This is a genomic window from Gottfriedia endophytica (genome assembly GCF_017814275.1).
Classification (GTDB): domain Bacteria; phylum Bacillota; class Bacilli; order Bacillales; family Bacillaceae_G; genus Gottfriedia; species Gottfriedia endophytica.
Window position 1 is genome coordinate 166,733 of the sequence record NZ_JAGIYQ010000003.1, and the last position, 14,840, is coordinate 181,572.

General features: G+C 32.3%; 15 protein-coding genes. 9 read left to right on the plus strand and 6 right to left on the minus strand.

Going from position 1 to position 14,840, the window contains the following annotated elements:
- Window positions 1–34: 34 nt before the first annotated feature.
- Together J5Y03_RS05665 and phaQ are read right to left on the minus strand one after the other, a co-directional pair.
- On the minus strand, window positions 35–529 hold the full coding sequence (locus tag J5Y03_RS05665) for a hypothetical protein (RefSeq protein ID WP_209403438.1): 495 nt from the start codon (window positions 527–529) through the stop codon (window positions 35–37).
- Between the two features lie 49 nt (window positions 530–578).
- The gene (phaQ, locus tag J5Y03_RS05670; RefSeq protein WP_209403440.1) at window positions 579–995 is read right to left on the minus strand and encodes a poly-beta-hydroxybutyrate-responsive repressor; all 417 of its coding nucleotides are present in this window, start codon (window positions 993–995) and stop codon (window positions 579–581) included.
- 208 nt (window positions 996–1,203) lie between these two features.
- Between phaQ and J5Y03_RS05675 the strand changes: the two genes are divergently transcribed.
- From J5Y03_RS05675 to J5Y03_RS05695, 5 genes are all read left to right on the plus strand, one after another.
- A complete protein-coding gene (locus J5Y03_RS05675) occupies window positions 1,204–1,647 on the plus strand; it encodes a DUF2730 family protein (protein ID WP_209403442.1) in 444 nt (147 codons plus the stop codon).
- 21 nt (window positions 1,648–1,668) lie between these two features.
- On the plus strand, window positions 1,669–2,412 hold the full coding sequence (locus tag J5Y03_RS05680; RefSeq protein ID WP_209403867.1) for a 3-oxoacyl-ACP reductase: 744 nt from the start codon (window positions 1,669–1,671) through the stop codon (window positions 2,410–2,412).
- Window positions 2,413–2,773: 361 nt separating this feature from the next.
- Window positions 2,774–3,820, plus strand: a complete 1,047-nt coding sequence (gene phaC, locus J5Y03_RS05685) for a class III poly(R)-hydroxyalkanoic acid synthase subunit PhaC (RefSeq protein WP_209403869.1) — start codon at window positions 2,774–2,776, stop codon at window positions 3,818–3,820.
- A 108-nt stretch (window positions 3,821–3,928) separates the two neighbouring features.
- The gene (locus J5Y03_RS05690) at window positions 3,929–5,131 is read left to right on the plus strand and encodes an NAD(P)/FAD-dependent oxidoreductase (RefSeq protein ID WP_209403445.1); all 1,203 of its coding nucleotides are present in this window, start codon (window positions 3,929–3,931) and stop codon (window positions 5,129–5,131) included.
- Between the two features lie 61 nt (window positions 5,132–5,192).
- Complete coding sequence (locus tag J5Y03_RS05695; RefSeq protein ID WP_209403447.1) at window positions 5,193–5,657, plus strand: DinB family protein; 465 nt, start codon at window positions 5,193–5,195, stop codon at window positions 5,655–5,657.
- 8 nt (window positions 5,658–5,665) lie between these two features.
- Here the strand turns inward: J5Y03_RS05695 and J5Y03_RS05700 are convergent, their stop codons facing one another.
- Window positions 5,666–6,007 carry a DUF3905 domain-containing protein gene (locus J5Y03_RS05700; RefSeq protein WP_209403449.1) on the minus strand — a complete coding sequence of 114 codons (342 nt, stop codon included), beginning with the start codon at window positions 6,005–6,007 and terminating at the stop codon, window positions 5,666–5,668.
- A 360-nt stretch (window positions 6,008–6,367) separates the two neighbouring features.
- Window positions 6,368–8,110: a B12-binding domain-containing radical SAM protein gene (locus J5Y03_RS05705; protein ID WP_209403451.1), complete on the minus strand. Its 1,743-nt coding sequence runs from the start codon at window positions 8,108–8,110 to the stop codon at window positions 6,368–6,370.
- Window positions 8,111–8,600: 490 nt separating this feature from the next.
- Between J5Y03_RS05705 and mtnB the strand changes: the two genes are divergently transcribed.
- The 3 genes from mtnB to J5Y03_RS05720 all read left to right on the plus strand — a co-directional run bounded on the left by mtnB (window position 8,601) and on the right by J5Y03_RS05720 (window position 11,216).
- Window positions 8,601–9,230, plus strand: coding sequence for a methylthioribulose 1-phosphate dehydratase (mtnB, locus tag J5Y03_RS05710; RefSeq protein ID WP_209403453.1), 630 nt, complete (start codon window positions 8,601–8,603; stop codon window positions 9,228–9,230).
- Between the two features lie 1,099 nt (window positions 9,231–10,329).
- Window positions 10,330–10,524 (plus strand): aspartyl-phosphate phosphatase Spo0E family protein, encoded by a 195-nt coding sequence (locus tag J5Y03_RS05715; RefSeq protein ID WP_245208776.1) that lies wholly within the window; start codon window positions 10,330–10,332, stop codon window positions 10,522–10,524.
- A gap of 248 nt (window positions 10,525–10,772) precedes the next feature.
- Window positions 10,773–11,216 (plus strand): MarR family winged helix-turn-helix transcriptional regulator, encoded by a 444-nt coding sequence (locus J5Y03_RS05720; protein ID WP_209403457.1) that lies wholly within the window; start codon window positions 10,773–10,775, stop codon window positions 11,214–11,216.
- Window positions 11,217–11,252: 36 nt separating this feature from the next.
- Here the strand turns inward: J5Y03_RS05720 and motB are convergent, their stop codons facing one another.
- The gene (gene motB / locus J5Y03_RS05725; protein ID WP_209403459.1) at window positions 11,253–12,023 is read right to left on the minus strand and encodes a flagellar motor protein MotB; all 771 of its coding nucleotides are present in this window, start codon (window positions 12,021–12,023) and stop codon (window positions 11,253–11,255) included.
- Window positions 12,016–12,807 carry a flagellar motor stator protein MotA gene (motA, locus tag J5Y03_RS05730; RefSeq protein ID WP_209403461.1) on the minus strand — a complete coding sequence of 264 codons (792 nt, stop codon included), beginning with the start codon at window positions 12,805–12,807 and terminating at the stop codon, window positions 12,016–12,018. Before motA ends, motB begins: the two co-directional genes overlap by 8 nt.
- 328 nt (window positions 12,808–13,135) lie before the next feature.
- On the opposite strand from motA, the gene J5Y03_RS05735 reads away from it, so the two are divergent.
- Entirely contained in the window at window positions 13,136–14,830 is a 1,695-nt protein-coding gene (locus tag J5Y03_RS05735; protein WP_209403463.1) for a M3 family oligoendopeptidase, read from the plus strand.
- Window positions 14,831–14,840 lie beyond the last annotated feature (10 nt).

The window sequence follows — 14,840 nt, forward strand, 5'->3', positions numbered from 1 at the left end:
TAAAGGGTAACTAAGGAGAATGAAAAGATAGTTATTATAATTTGTTAAATGGTAAGTTTCGAAACTGTGTTAACCAATCTTCTTGTTGTTTTTGAAACTCTTGGAAGTATTTGTTCCATTGATTTGCAGATGAATTAGATGGTTGTGTCCAAAGTTGCTGTAATGATTGTTGTTGTTGTTTTAGGAAGGATTGCATGGAAGTATAGAAATTTTGATAAGGATTTGTTGTATTTTGCCACGTCGATTGAAATGAGATTAGTTGATCTTGTACTTGTTTGAATAATTGATTAAATCCATCAGTTAAATTGGCTGGATTAGATTCTTTGTAGAGTTGTTCAAACTGTTCCATCATCGATTTTTGATGGCTTTGAATTTTCTCATTCAGTGAAGCCCATTGTCTTGCTTGTTCTTCTAATAGAGATTCTGTCCATTGTTGGTATTGAAGTTGTTGATCTAAGAGCGATTGAAGAATTTTTTGAGATTGTTCAGTTGAATTTTCAATAAAGCTAGCATAAGGATTTGTTGACATTGTTAAACCTCCCAATTTTATATTGTAAATGCTTTAGGCATTTTCAAAATTAGTCATTCTTATCGGTAAAATTTGAAATAGGAAATAGCGAATTTGTATAAATGCTAAAGAATGTCTGTAGCATTTGTTGGTACTGGAGAAATGAAGAATGGCATGTTTTTAAAAAAGCTTCACCTTCTTCAGTAATGGAATAAATTCGTTTTGCAGGACCTTCTTCTCCTTGCTCCCAATTTGATTTGATGTAATGATCTTTTTCTAGTTGACGAAGAGTTCGATACACATTACTTGAATCAATTGTTGTAAACCCTAAATCTAAAAGTACTTGCATTAGTTTATAGCCATGCATATTCCATTGTTTCAGGCTTAAAAGTAAGAATGGTATTAAAAAATTTTTTGGAACGGCCACATTATCAGTTGTGTTACTTTCGGGTATATTTTTTGGCTGTTCATCTTTCGAAAATGTCAAAACCAATCCCCCTTATTTTTGTATTAGTGAAAAGTAACCATATGTGTAATTTACACTTAGTGGAAAACATTGTCAATATAATTTGAATAATCAGTATTAGTGTTTTTTCGACTAATTCAAACATGCAGTGTAGAAACTTATCGAAAAGATTGAATTGTTTGTCAATTGCATACAACTTATACTAGAAGAGTGATAAGGAGGTAGTGAAATGACAAATCAGAACTTCACAGATCCATTAAAAATATGGAAGGAGATTTATGATACAAACGAAAAATTCTTTGGAAAAATGGTAAACGACTCTGTTCAAAAAGAGGAGTTTTCCTCTTGGATGGGGACTATTTTAGATTTCAATTTATATTGTAAAAAAATGTTAAATGACCAATCTAAGTTATTTTTAGATGCTAATAATTTTCCTTCAAAGGACGATATTGCAAGTGTCGCATCAATGGTTGTGAATGTTGAAGCTAAAGTAGATGCTCTAGAAGAACAATTAGATAATCAACAATCTTCTGAAGTGGATGTTTTAAGTTTAAAAAAAGACGTAACAAAATTGAAAACTGATACTAAGTCAATTCAAACTCAAATTGGAGAAGTAAAATCAACACTATCAAATATTGAAGAGTTATTAAAGAAAATTACTTCTGAAAAATAAACTAACTATTGAGGAGAATGGATAATGGAACTTAATAATCGCGTTGCAATTATTACAGGTGGTTCGAGAGGTATTGGAAAATCAATTGCATTTTCACTTGCTGAAAAGGGAGTAAAAGTAGTCATAAATTACAACAGCAGTGAAGCACAAGCAAAAAAGGTTGTAGATGATTTAAATGAACGAGGATTTGAGGCAATGGCAATTCAAGCAAACGTTGCAAATTTAGAGGATGCAAAGAGTTTGGTAGAGCGAACTGTTGAACAATTTGGCAGATTAGATATTATAGTAAATAATGCTGGAATAACTCGTGATCGTACATTTAAAAAACTAAAAGAAGAAGATTGGCATGAAGTAATTAATGTCAATTTAAATAGTGTTTACAATACTTGTACAGCTTCTTTACCACATTTAACGGATTCTGATAATGCACGGATTATTAACATTTCATCGATTATTGGTCAATCAGGTGGTTTTGGACAGACAAATTATTCAGCTGCAAAAGCAGGAATGATTGGTTTCACAAAATCATTTGCACTGGAACTTGCTCGAACAAATATAACGGTCAATGCAATTTGTCCAGGTTTTATTGAAACTGATATGTTAGGCGAAGTTCCAGAAGAAATAAAAGAACAAATTAAAGCTAAAATCCCTAAAAAAAGATTCGGTACTCCTGAAGAAATCGCAAAAGCTGTAGTCTATCTTTGCCAGGATGGTGAGTACATAACTGGGCAACAAATAAATGTAAACGGTGGGTTATATATGTAACAAGGTTAAAAAAGGATCTGTTTTTTAGTTTCTTTTTTACGATAGTTGTTTTTTAAAAGGTGAATTGTTGATAACCAAGTTGATTGGAGCGGAAGGTGCGAGACTCCTGTGGGAGAAGTGGGCAGGTGAGACCCCGCAGGAGCGATAGCGACGAGGAGGCTCACCGCCCGCCCCACGGAAAGCGAGCAACCTGGAGCGGAAATCAACTAATCTCACTGTATAAATAGCAACAAAGTTTTCAAAGTGAGCCTGTATCTAACGGAGCTTTTATAGAAAAGAGAGCATCTAAATCATTCGTTATTTTTGAAGAAACGGGGGGAGAAAAGTGGAAAGTATAAAAACATTGGAAAACAGTTTTGAAATGTTTCCAGAAGGAGTTAAAGATGCTTTTAATCGTTTAAAACGTACATACAACGTTCTACTTAAAGAAGGTGAGCCAGTAGTAGGGCAGACGCCAAAGGAAACGATATGGACAAAAAATAAAAGTAAGCTTTATCACTACATTCCTGTAAAAAAGAAAACAAAAAAAGTTCCGATTTTATTAGTGTATGCATTAATTAACAAGCCGTATATTTTAGATTTAACAAAAGGTAATTCATTTGTAGAGTACCTTGTTAATGAAGGATTTGATGTCTATTTATTAGACTGGGGAACATTTGGCCATGAAGATCGATTTTTAAAATTTGATGATTTTGTTTATGAATACATTGCAAAAGCAGTTAAGCGTGTACTTAAGTTTTCAGGTGCAGATGAAATTTCGATTTTAGGTTACTGTATGGGTGGTACATTAACTAGTATTTATGCTGCTCTTCATGATAAGGATCCAATTCGAAATCTATTGTTTGTCACAAGTCCATTTGACTTTGAAGAAACGGGTTTATATGGTTCGTTTTTAAATGAGCAATATTTTTCATTAGATAAAGCGGTTGATACACTTGGAAATATCCCTCCTGAGATGATTGATTTTGGTAATAAAATGTTAAAACCAATTACAAATTTTGTTGGTCCTTATGTGTCACTTTTAGATCGCTCGGATAATCAACAATTTATTACTTCTTGGAAGTTGATGCAGAAATGGGTAGCTGATGGCATTCCTTTCCCGGGTGAATCTTACCGTCAGTGGATTCGAGATTTTTATCAACAAAATAAGCTGATTAAAGGTGAACTGGAAATTAGAGGGAAAAAGGTTGATTTGCAAAACATTAAAGCAAACGTCTTAAATATTTCTGCAGTGAAAGACCACATTGCTATGCCTTGCCAGGTTGAAGCGTTATTAAATCACATTTCAAGCGAAGATAAGCAATATGTTTCAATCCCATCAGGTCATGTTTCAGTCATGTATGGACCAGTTTCATTAACAAAAACATATCCTACAATTGGCGAATGGCTACATAGTAGGTCGAATTAAAGGAATAGGAAAATTAGGATAGTTCAATGATCTCACTTAAAAACAAGTGGGATTTTTTTATTTATAAAACAAATACTATGTGTATTAAATAAGAAGGAGAGAGACTGCTTGGATTTAATAGGTGGAAATTTATATTGGCCAACGACATTACATCAAACTAAAAAATACGAACCATTAAATGAAGATATTTCTTGCGATTTTCTCATTATTGGAAGTGGATCGTCTGGATCGCAAAGTGCTTATTTGTTGAGTCAATCTGACGCAAAAGTTGTTTTAGTAGATAAAAGAAAGATTGGCCACGGTAGTACAAGTGGGAATACAGGTTTATTACAATATTCGAATGATAAGCCACTCCATTCGTTTATTAATTCTTTTGGTAATGAGAATGGAGTTAGGTTCTACAGAATGTGTGCCGATGCTATTCAAGGTTTAGAAAAGATGTCGAAAACGTTACCGATTGATCCTGAATTTACACCTAGAAGTAGTCTTTACTACGCTAGTTCAAGTGAAGATGTACAATTTATAAATAAAGAGTACGAAGCATTAGCTGAAAATCATTTTCCTGTTCAATTTTTGACAAAGGAAGATATAAAAAATAAGTTTCATTTTGAAAAGGACTGTGCGTTATATACGGGTGGCGATGCAGAAATTAATCCTTTTAAATTTGTAAATGGATTAATTCAATATGCTTCAGAAAATGGAGTTCAAATATATGAAGATACTGAGATTGTTAATTCAATCACTACGGAAGATGGAGTGACTTTATTTACTAAAAACAAGCAAAAAATAAATGCTAAAAAGGTTATTATTGCTGCGGGTTATGAAGCAATGGATTTAAAGAAGGAAAAAAACGCCATTTTATCGACATCGTTTGCTTTAGCGACTGATCCTATAATAGAGAAAAATGCATGGTTTGAAAATTGTTTAATTTGGGAGACGGCTCGTCCGTATTTATATATAAGAAGGACTTTGGATAAGAGAATTATTATCGGTGGATTAGATGAGTTTACGATCATACCAGAGAAAAGAAACTCAATGCTAATTCACAAAAAAGAATTATTACTTCAAAAGTTAGGGGAATTGTTTCCTCAATATAAAAATGCAAAAGCTGAATTTGGGTGGGGTGCTATCTTTGGTGGAACCCATTCGGGAAAACCTATGATTAAAGAATACAAAGAATTTCCGAATTGTTATTTTTTAATGGGGTATGGTGGAAACGGAACTGTTTATAGTTATGCATTAGCTAATACAATGGTGGATCTACTTTTAAAAGGAAAGTCAGCTAACTTAGAACTATTTAAACAAGAGTGAAAATTTAGTAAACTAAAAGAACAGTTGCCTGATGACAGCTGTTCTTTTAAATGGGGTGAAAATGGTGTATGTCGAAGAAGTATTGAATCAATTAAACGTTGCCGTTGAAAGTGTAAAAGTATTACTTAACTATTTGAATGAAGAAAATTTAAATCTAAGACCAATAGAAGGTAAGAGGTCTATTGGAGAACTAGCACAACATCAATGTGAATGCATTGGAGCTGATTTGAAAATTATTGAAGGTTCAACTCAATATGAAATGGAGCAATATTACAATTCGATTAGATGTTACACGATAAGGGACTTACAGGAACTATTAACAAATAACATCCATACTCTGCATCAACAATATTTAAATTATACTGAAAGTGAGTTGTTCGAGATAAAAACTTCATACTGGGGAGCTTCTTATTCTCGATTTGAGTGGTTAGTTCAAATAGTTGCACATTTTTATCATCATCGAGCACAACTTCATTTATTAATTACACAATATATAAATGAGATAACGATTCCACTTTTTGAGTAAAATAGTTGTTAATCTCTTGTTTCTTTTTGGGGATGCATGAATTGTTTAGAAGGCTCTCTTTTTTCCCCTTCCAGCAATTGAGTGTTTTCTTCTGTTGCCCATCCAATATCATTCGTAGGGTGAATCCACTCATCACCAGCCATAATAGAAGGATCAACATCCACTGACCAGTTATTAAGTGGAGATTCCTTTGAGTTATACATGCTATCTCCGATTACTACTCCATGTTTATTAACAAAAGGTTTTTCCATCTTTATGCCACTATTTTTAAAAGAAGGAAAATTTGAAATGTGAGGCAGTGTTTCGTCTAGAATTGGAGAGTCGTTCTTAATACTGTCTTTCTTTTTCATAAAAATCGCCACCTTTCCATTTCTTATTTTTTACCAGTAGTCAAAAGTTTATGATAAAGGATTAAGTTTTCAATAAAAGAAGGTTTTTCTAAAAGATTGTTGTTATAAAAACATTTTCTTAAAGAAAACTGATGATAAAGAAGTTGATTGGAACGGAAGGTGCGAGACTCCTGTGGGAGCAGCGGGACAGGTGAGACCCCGCAGGAACGATAGCGACGAGGAGGATCACCGCACGCCCCACGGAAAGCGAGTTCTTGGAGAGGAAATCAACTTAACGCATTCTTAAATTGCATCAAAGTTTACGAAAACAGTCTAAAAGAAAAAGACTGACTATATTTCGTCAGTCCTTACTTATTTTTATTATATTGCAATCGTAAAAAAGCTAGGTTTTAATTCTTTAGGTGAGAAGTAAATTAACATTGCATATTGACCTTGCTTGATTGTGTTATTTTCTAAATATTCATCAATATCAAACCCGATTGGTTCGATAATAGTATGTTTATTTAAATCTTTTTCACTTAATGATAGTTTAACAAAATCTTCGCTTACACTTTCAGGTGTCGTAATAATTTGCTTATACAGTTCTTTTGCGAAGTCTTTTTCAGACACTTCATCCCACCAAGGTTTTCTAGGTTTGTATTTATGATTTAAAAAATAATCAAGTTTCATTAAATCTTTCGTAACGGAAAGATCGGTTTTTTCATTATTTGTTAAAAAGCTGAATAATCGTTTGAATAAATCTTCTAGTTGGTGACCAATTCTAGACCAGCCTTGTTCCTCCCAATACGAACCAAATAATTGGAAAAAGTCAAACGGCGTTTCAAACACTTCATTTATTATATATTCTAAAGTATTATCCATTCTATGGTCATTCCAGTATTTTTCAAGTACATCCTCAACTTGTTTAATCCGAACAATATCTTCAAATGGAAGAATGTTATTTCCTAGTATTTCATAAGGAGCATAATCCATGTACGCATAGTCATGTTCTTTTGCACGTAATCGAACTCCTGTTCCACGGAGCATTTTTAAAAATCCTAATTGCAATTCCTCAGGTTTTAGTGCGAAAACATCATTAAATGTTTTTCTGAATGAATGGTAATCCTCCTCTGGAAGTCCTGCGATTAAATCTAGATGTTGATCAATTTTGTTTCCTTCTCTTACAAGATTAACCGTACGAGAGAGTTTTTCGAAGTTTTGTCTACGTTGAACGAGTTCATTTGTTTCTTCATTTGTTGATTGAACACCTATTTCAAAGCGGAATAGTCCTTTTGGAGCATTTTCGTTTAAAAACTGAATGACTTCTGGTCGCATGATGTCTCCTGTAATTTCAAATTGAAATACAGTGCCTTCAACATGTTCATCAATTAAAAATTGAAACATGTCCATCGCATAGCTTCTGCTAATATTAAAGGTTCTGTCAACAAATTTAAAGACCCTTGCACCTTTTGCCATCATATATCGAATATCATCTTTAATAACTTCTCGATTAAAATATCTAACGCCAACTTCAATTGAAGATAGGCAAAATTGGCAACTAAATGGACAACCACGACTGGTCTCAATATATTGAATTCTATTACTCAGTTCAGGAAGATCTTCTTCAAAACGATATGGAGAAGGTAGCGTTGTTAAATCGATCTTTTCAACCTGTGGGCGAATGATATTTTTACCATCCTGTCGGAATCCGATTCCACCTATGTTGCTGAAATCATTGGTTGTTTCAATTGCTTTTAAAAGTTTTTTAAATGTGATTTCGCCTTCACCGATTACAACGAAATCAATTTCTAAGGCACGGTCTAACCAATATTGAACATCATAGCTTACTTCGGGTCCGCCAACAATGATGACTACATTTGGATCAATCTTTTTATACAATTGAATGACTTCAATTGTTTCTTCAATGTTCCAAATGTAACAACTGAAACCTAACACTTTTGGTTTACGTTTATATAGGTCAGTAATGATATTTAAGCTTGGATCTTTAATCGTATATTCTGCAAGTTCGGGGTTGTACTCAGGTTGTGCATGAGCTTTTAAATATCGAATGCCTATATTTGTATGAATGTATTTGGCATTTAAAGTTGCTAATACTACTTTCATTTTAATTCCTCTATTTCTATATGTTATTTTCACCGTATTTTATCATATTTAAGGCTAATGAGAAAATTTGAATGAAATCTCCTGATACCACTCTTTAATAGGGAACAGGAAATAGGGAACAGGGTGTAATCAACTAACGCATTCTAAAATAGTAACAATGTATACGATAACAGCCAAATAATTAGAAAAAATATGTAAGATTAATAATAATCGTTCGACATGATTTGAATGAAAAAAGAATAGATGTGGAAGGAAACCAATAAATAGAAAGCGTTTTCTATAAAACAAAGTACAATTTAAAATACCAATAATGGAAGAATGTCACCTTACGTTGAAATTAGAAAAAATATGTTGAGAAACTAGATGTGTCCATAGGGGGATGACTATTGACATTAAAAGTGCACCGTGACATAATTTAATTAAATTTTAAGAATATTTTGAAGTTTAATGATCCGTATATAGATAAACATACTACATGGAGGTGCTAGCAATGAGTTTGTTTTTAGAGCAATGGAAAAAATTAGCTTATATCAAATGTGACTTAGCAAAACGTGACTGGTTTTATGGTACAAGTGGTAATCTTTCTATGAAAATTTCAGATGATCCACTATTATTTCTTGTGACGGCAGATGAAAAGGATAAACGTGACCGATGTGATGAAGAATTTATAGTAGTGAATGAAAAAGGTGTACCTGTTTTTGATACAGAATTAAGTCCATCACTTGAAACGTTGATTCACGCAAATATATATGAACGAACTGCTGCAAAGTGCGTATTACATGTTCATACAGTTGATAATAATATTATTTCAGAATTGTATGGTGATGAAGGGAAAGTTGTATTACAAAACAACGAAATGATTCATATATTAACTGGTTCTTTTGATAATCTATTAACGATACCAATCATTGAGAATGCTACGGATATGGCTCAATTCGTCAAAGCATATACACCTCATATCTGTCATGATTTTGGTGCTGTACTTGTTAGAAATCATGGAATAACAGTTTGGGGAAGAACACCTCTGGAAACTAAAAAATGGTTAGAGGGGATTGAGTTTTTAATTAGTTATCATGTTAAAATGCTTATGATTCAAGGACAGAAGATAAAAGCTTTATAAAGAAAAACCTCATGACAAACTCATGAGGTTTTTTGTTTTAGGATTATGTTTAAATGAACCCAAAAATAGACAGTTTAGAGAAGATTCCGGTGAATATCAACAATGTAGTTAACAAAGCTTTATATAAAAAACTAGTAATTAGGAATGAACACTATAAAAAAGCTGACAATTAGAAAATGTCAGCTTTTTAGTAATATAGACTATATTATTTACGCGGAAAAGCAAAAAAGTAAAATGTGAATTAACAGGTAGGAAGACTCCCATCTCAAAATTGAAAGAGGCAAAGAAGATAAAAAGCGGATAATTGCCCGTTAATTTCGATGATTTTAACTAATCGTAAATGATGAAGTAGAACCCCCTATCAATGGAAGTTTCACTTTAAACTCTTCTGTTTCCACATCCACAACCCCGTTTCTTACTAATCGATTCGTTTGAATTAGAGTAGGGAGGTCTGTTTTGGTTGTTTATATTGTTGTATGGATCGTAAGGATTGTGCGGGTTGTAAGGATTGTTTGGATCATTTGGGTCATTTGTTGACTTTGAAGGACGGTTATACACAAAATCAACTCCTTTGTTTAAAATAAACTAACTGATTTTAATGAAAATGTTAGTTTGACATGGTAGATTTCAATTATCCTAACTTGAACTTACCATATATCATTAGAATATGCTGGGGTTGATAACTTGTCTGTGCAGTTAATCAAATAGTAGGAAATTAGAAGTAAGCTATATAATAAAATTGAGTATTTTTACTACAATCCAATTCAATGTAGCTAACTTTTATAGAGTTTAATATATGTTAAATAGTAAATATGATATGGATTGGATAAAAAAGAGATAAAAAAGTTTAAAAACTACTAGAGAAATAGTCAGATTTACCGATAGATAAATGTGTGGAAAAAATTAATTACTAAGTAATAAAAATTAATTACTAAGTAGTAAAAATAATTGGCTCTAAATAAGCAGTTCTTCCGTGGAAGTGGAGCGAATTTAGAGGAATATCACGATATAAACTTAACAAGAACTAATGATAAAAAAGTGAGCATTCTACACCATTGAAAAAATAGTCAAATTTTAACCTTGAAAGGGGCTTATGATGATGGATGATTCACAACTTAGAGAACTGCTTATAAGTATATCATTAAAGAGAGATGAAATGATTTACTACGCAGAAACTAGTGGATTATCAGAGAAGAAGACAGTGGAAATTAGTCAAGAGCTTGATAATTTAATAGTACATTATCAAAAGGAAACTTTGTCAGTTAAAAATAAAGCTTACTATTATAAAAAATAATTCCCTTTAATAAAAACACTGTTAAAGATAATTGTTGATAAATTATAAAGATGAGGCCAATTGGGTGGGCTAACTATCAGTGGGGGATAAAAAAAACCTCATTGATGGAAGGTTCACTTAATCCAAATCAACAATCTTATTTAACAGTGCCTAAATAAAAATAAAAATTCCTATGCATTGACGGGTATTTTTATCCATTCTATAATTAAAAATAGTAACAAAAAGATTGGATAAAACTAGAGGGTGTTATGATGGAAAAAAATGAGCGCCAAGATGTTGAGCTTTCTTTAAAACTCTTTGTGGTATTATCAAGAGTTTATCGTAAGTTGACAGATTTATCGAATAAATCTATTGCGCAATATAAGTTGAATCCAACTGAATTTGCTGTATTAGAATTATTGTTTCATAAAGGCAAACAACCATTACAATTAATCGGGGAAAAAATATTAATTGCAAGTGGAAGTATAACATATGTTGTAGATAAACTTGAGCAAAAAGGACTAGTAAATCGTCAACAATGTTTAAGTGATCGACGCGTAATTTATGCTCAGTTAACGGACGATGGTGTGAATCTAATGAAAGAAATTTTTCCAAGTCATGAATTAATTCTTCATGAACAAATGAGTGATTTAACGACAGAAGAAAAAAGTTTCTTAATTCACTTATTAAAGAAAATTGGATTTCATGAATAGAAAAACAATAAAGAGAATGGGCTAAGCCCATTCTCTTTATTGTAGAATCGTATTCTTATGATTAGGTTGTACGAATATTTCAACACGACGATTTTTTGCACGGCCCGTAGGAGTATTATTACTAGCAATCGGTTTGAATTCTCCGTAGCCTTTTGCACTGAATAACTGTGGCTTAAGTTGATTATTTTCCAATAAGACTTTCATAAAGTTAACAGCACGAGATACACTTAAATCCCAGTTTGATTGAAATAAATCATTTTTTATTGGGATATTATCTGTATGACCACTTACGATTACATTAAATGGAGGATTAGAAACTAACATGTTTGAAATTTGCTTTGCTATATTTTTTTCTTCTGGTTTTACAATAGCACTTCCTGAATCGAATAATACATCATTTGTAATAGTGATCAATAATCCTTCGTCTGATAAATTTGTTTTTAAGTTACCACTCAGATTTTTTGCTTTAATATATTGATTAACCTGGGCTTGCATCTCTTTTAATGCCTTTTGATCAATATTTCCACTTCCAATATTATTTCGATGTTTTTGATCATTTTTTGTAGGTGGATTCGTTGCATTTAGTGGAGGTGTCTCACTTGGAAAATTCATTACACCATATCCGCCATTAAAGATTGTTTCAAATGACTCAGAAATTTGTTTGAATTTTGTTGAGTCAACTGAACTAGATGCAAATAAAACAATGAATAAAGCCAATAACAATGTTAGTAGATCAGCGTAAGGTATTAACCAACTCTCATCCATATGCTCATCATTGTGCTTATTTTTTTTTCTTTTTCTACTCATCTAACTTCTCTCCAGCAGAATTGATTAGTGATCTTTCTTTTATTGGTAAATAAACAGCTAGTTTTGACTCAATTAAACGAGGAGGTTGACCTTCTAAAATAGATAAAATACCTTCTATCATAATTTCTTTACGCTTAATTTCACCATGTGATTTACGCTTTAGTTTGTTTGCAAAAGGATGCCATAAAACATAACCTGTAAAAATACCCATCATTGTAGCAACAAACGCAGCTGCAATTGCATGTCCTAATAAATTTGTATCACTTAAATTACCAAGTGCCGCTATAAGTCCAATTACCGCTCCTAAAACACCTAAAGTTGGTGCATATGTTCCTGCTTGAGAGAATATCAATGCTCCGGAATTGTGTCTTTCCTGCATAGCATCTATCTCTTCTTCTAAAACATCCCTAATATATTCAGGGGCTTGTCCATCGATTGCTAATGTTAATCCTGACTTTAAGAAAGGATCTTCAACCTCAGATAGCTTTGCTTCAAGTGCAAGTAATCCATCTCTTCTAGCTATGACAGCTAATTCAGAGAATAAATGAATGACATCTAAAAGGCTTTCTTTCTCTTCTTTCCCGAAAATTATTCTTAATAGTTTTGGAATTCTCTTTAATTCACTTAAAGGAAATGCAATACAGATTGCTGCTAGTGTACCTACAAGAATAATTAAAATAGCTGCAGGGTTTACCAATACAGAAGGAGAAACTCCCTTCAATACCATTCCAACGCCAACTGCTATAAATCCTAATAGTAATCCTATTACTGAACTTTTATCCATGTCCCCCGAAATTCCTTTCTCTATATACTTTGACTATGTACGTGATCCGTTAGATGAGATTTTTGTTAAAGTTTGTGAAAAAATGTCAAATCTTCTCCCTTCATTGTATTTAGTGTGCAGAAAATGGAAAAGGTAAATTAGTATCATTTTTTCAAACCTCAAAATAGTCCTATATAATAAAGTATCGGTGAAGTTTGATATATTTTTATAGAAAATAAAAGTAAATTTCATTTATTTAATTCTTAAAATTCGGAATTAACTACATAATTTGGTTATTTAGTATGAAAAATCTGATATAATTATAATAAATGGAAAGGGAGGTATTAATATGCCATTTCAAGATTACAAGTATAGTAGACCGAACATGAAAACGATCGAAGCTAATTTGAAAAAATATCTTCAACAATTTTTTGATGCTTCAACAGTATATGAGCAAGAAATCGCAATGAATGAAATTAACGAAATTCGTAATGAATTTTTAACAATGCAAACTCTAGTTGAGATTCGTCATACTATTGATACGAGAGACAAATTTTATGAAGAGGAGCAAAACTTTTTTGATGAGAATGGACCAATCATTCAATCATTAGGACAACAATTTTATAAAGCTCTTCTAAACTCACCATTTAAAGAAAAATTAGAAGAGAAATATGGAACTCAATTGTTTGCTATAGCAGAAAGTGAAATAAAAGTATTAAGTGAAGAAGTAATCCCAAGTCTGCAAAAAGAAAATAAATTAAAAACTGAATATGATAAGTTAGTTGCCGCTGCAAAATTACCTTTTAAAGGTGAAGAGAAAACATTAGCTCAAATTTCTGCTTATTTTGAAGATCAAGATAGTGAAACAAGAAAAGCCGCATTTGATACATATTTTTCTTATTTTGAACAAAATCAAGAAAAGTTCGATTCTATTTTTGATCAATTAGTTAAGCTCAGAACAGAGATTGCTAAAAAGCTAGGTTTTTCAAATTTCACTGAACTTGCTTATGCACGTTTACTAAGAACAGACTATAACGCTGCTGATGTTAAGAAATTTAGAGATCAAGTATATGATGTGCTTGTTCCAATTACGACTGAGCTTAGAAATCGTCAAGCAAAACGTATTGGTGAAAATGAGCTTGCTTACTATAACAATAATTTTGAATTCTTAACAGGGAATGCCGCGCCAAAAGGAAGTCCGGAGTGGATTATTGAAAATGGTAAAGCGATGTATGAGGAACTTTCTCCTGAAACAAGTGAGTTTATTAATTTTATGATTGATGAAAACTTACTTGATTTAGTAGCGAAGGAAGGGAAATCAGGTGGGGGATATTGTACATATATCCCAAATCATCGAGCGCCTTATATTTTCTCTAACTTTAATGGAACTTCTGGTGACATTGACGTGTTAACACATGAAGCAGGTCATGCATTCCAAGTGTATGAAAGTCGCCGATTTAATATCCCTGAGTACTTATGGCCAACATATGAAGCTTGTGAGATTCATTCAATGAGTATGGAGTTCTTCACATGGCCTTGGCAAGAAAAATTCTTTAAAGAAGATACTCAGAAATATTATTTTACACATTTAAGTAGTGCAGTGACATTTATTAGTTATGGAGTAGCCGTAGACGAATTCCAGCACGCTATTTATGAAAATCCAGATATTAGTCCTGAAGAGCGTCATAGCTTATGGAAGAAGATTGAAGAGAAATATTTACCTTACCGTGTGAATGATGGTAATGAGTATTTAGAAAAAGGTGGATTATGGCAACGTCAAGGCCATATTTATTCAACTCCTTTCTATTATATTGATTACACTCTAGCTCAAATTTGTGCATTACAATTTTGGAACAAAATGCATGAGAATCGTGATAATGCATGGGCAGACTATCTACATTTATGTAAACAAGGTGGAAGTCAGTCATTCTTAAATCTAGTAAAAGAAGCTAATTTAGAATCACCTTTTGAAGAAGGGTGTATACAAAAAACGCTTCAACCTGTAAAAGAATGGTTAGATAAAGTAGACGATCAAAGTTTATAATTTGTAATTC

Coding starts and splice junctions, on each gene's coding strand:
- J5Y03_RS05665 (WP_209403438.1), bottom strand. CDS start 529: ATGTCAACAAATCCTTATGCTAGCTTTATTGAAAATTCAACTGAACAA.
- J5Y03_RS05675 (WP_209403442.1), top strand. CDS start 1,204: ATGACAAATCAGAACTTCACAGATCCATTAAAAATATGGAAGGAGATT.
- phaC (WP_209403869.1), top strand. CDS start 2,774: ATGTTTCCAGAAGGAGTTAAAGATGCTTTTAATCGTTTAAAACGTACA.
- J5Y03_RS05695 (WP_209403447.1), top strand. CDS start 5,193: ATGGTGTATGTCGAAGAAGTATTGAATCAATTAAACGTTGCCGTTGAA.
- J5Y03_RS05700 (WP_209403449.1), bottom strand. CDS start 6,007: ATGAAAAAGAAAGACAGTATTAAGAACGACTCTCCAATTCTAGACGAA.
- J5Y03_RS05705 (WP_209403451.1), bottom strand. CDS start 8,110: ATGAAAGTAGTATTAGCAACTTTAAATGCCAAATACATTCATACAAAT.
- mtnB (WP_209403453.1), top strand. CDS start 8,601: ATGAGTTTGTTTTTAGAGCAATGGAAAAAATTAGCTTATATCAAATGT.
- J5Y03_RS05715 (WP_245208776.1), top strand. CDS start 10,330: ATGGATGATTCACAACTTAGAGAACTGCTTATAAGTATATCATTAAAG.
- J5Y03_RS05720 (WP_209403457.1), top strand. CDS start 10,773: ATGATGGAAAAAAATGAGCGCCAAGATGTTGAGCTTTCTTTAAAACTC.
- motB (WP_209403459.1), bottom strand. CDS start 12,023: ATGAGTAGAAAAAGAAAAAAAAATAAGCACAATGATGAGCATATGGAT.
- motA (WP_209403461.1), bottom strand. CDS start 12,807: ATGGATAAAAGTTCAGTAATAGGATTACTATTAGGATTTATAGCAGTT.
- J5Y03_RS05735 (WP_209403463.1), top strand. CDS start 13,136: ATGCCATTTCAAGATTACAAGTATAGTAGACCGAACATGAAAACGATC.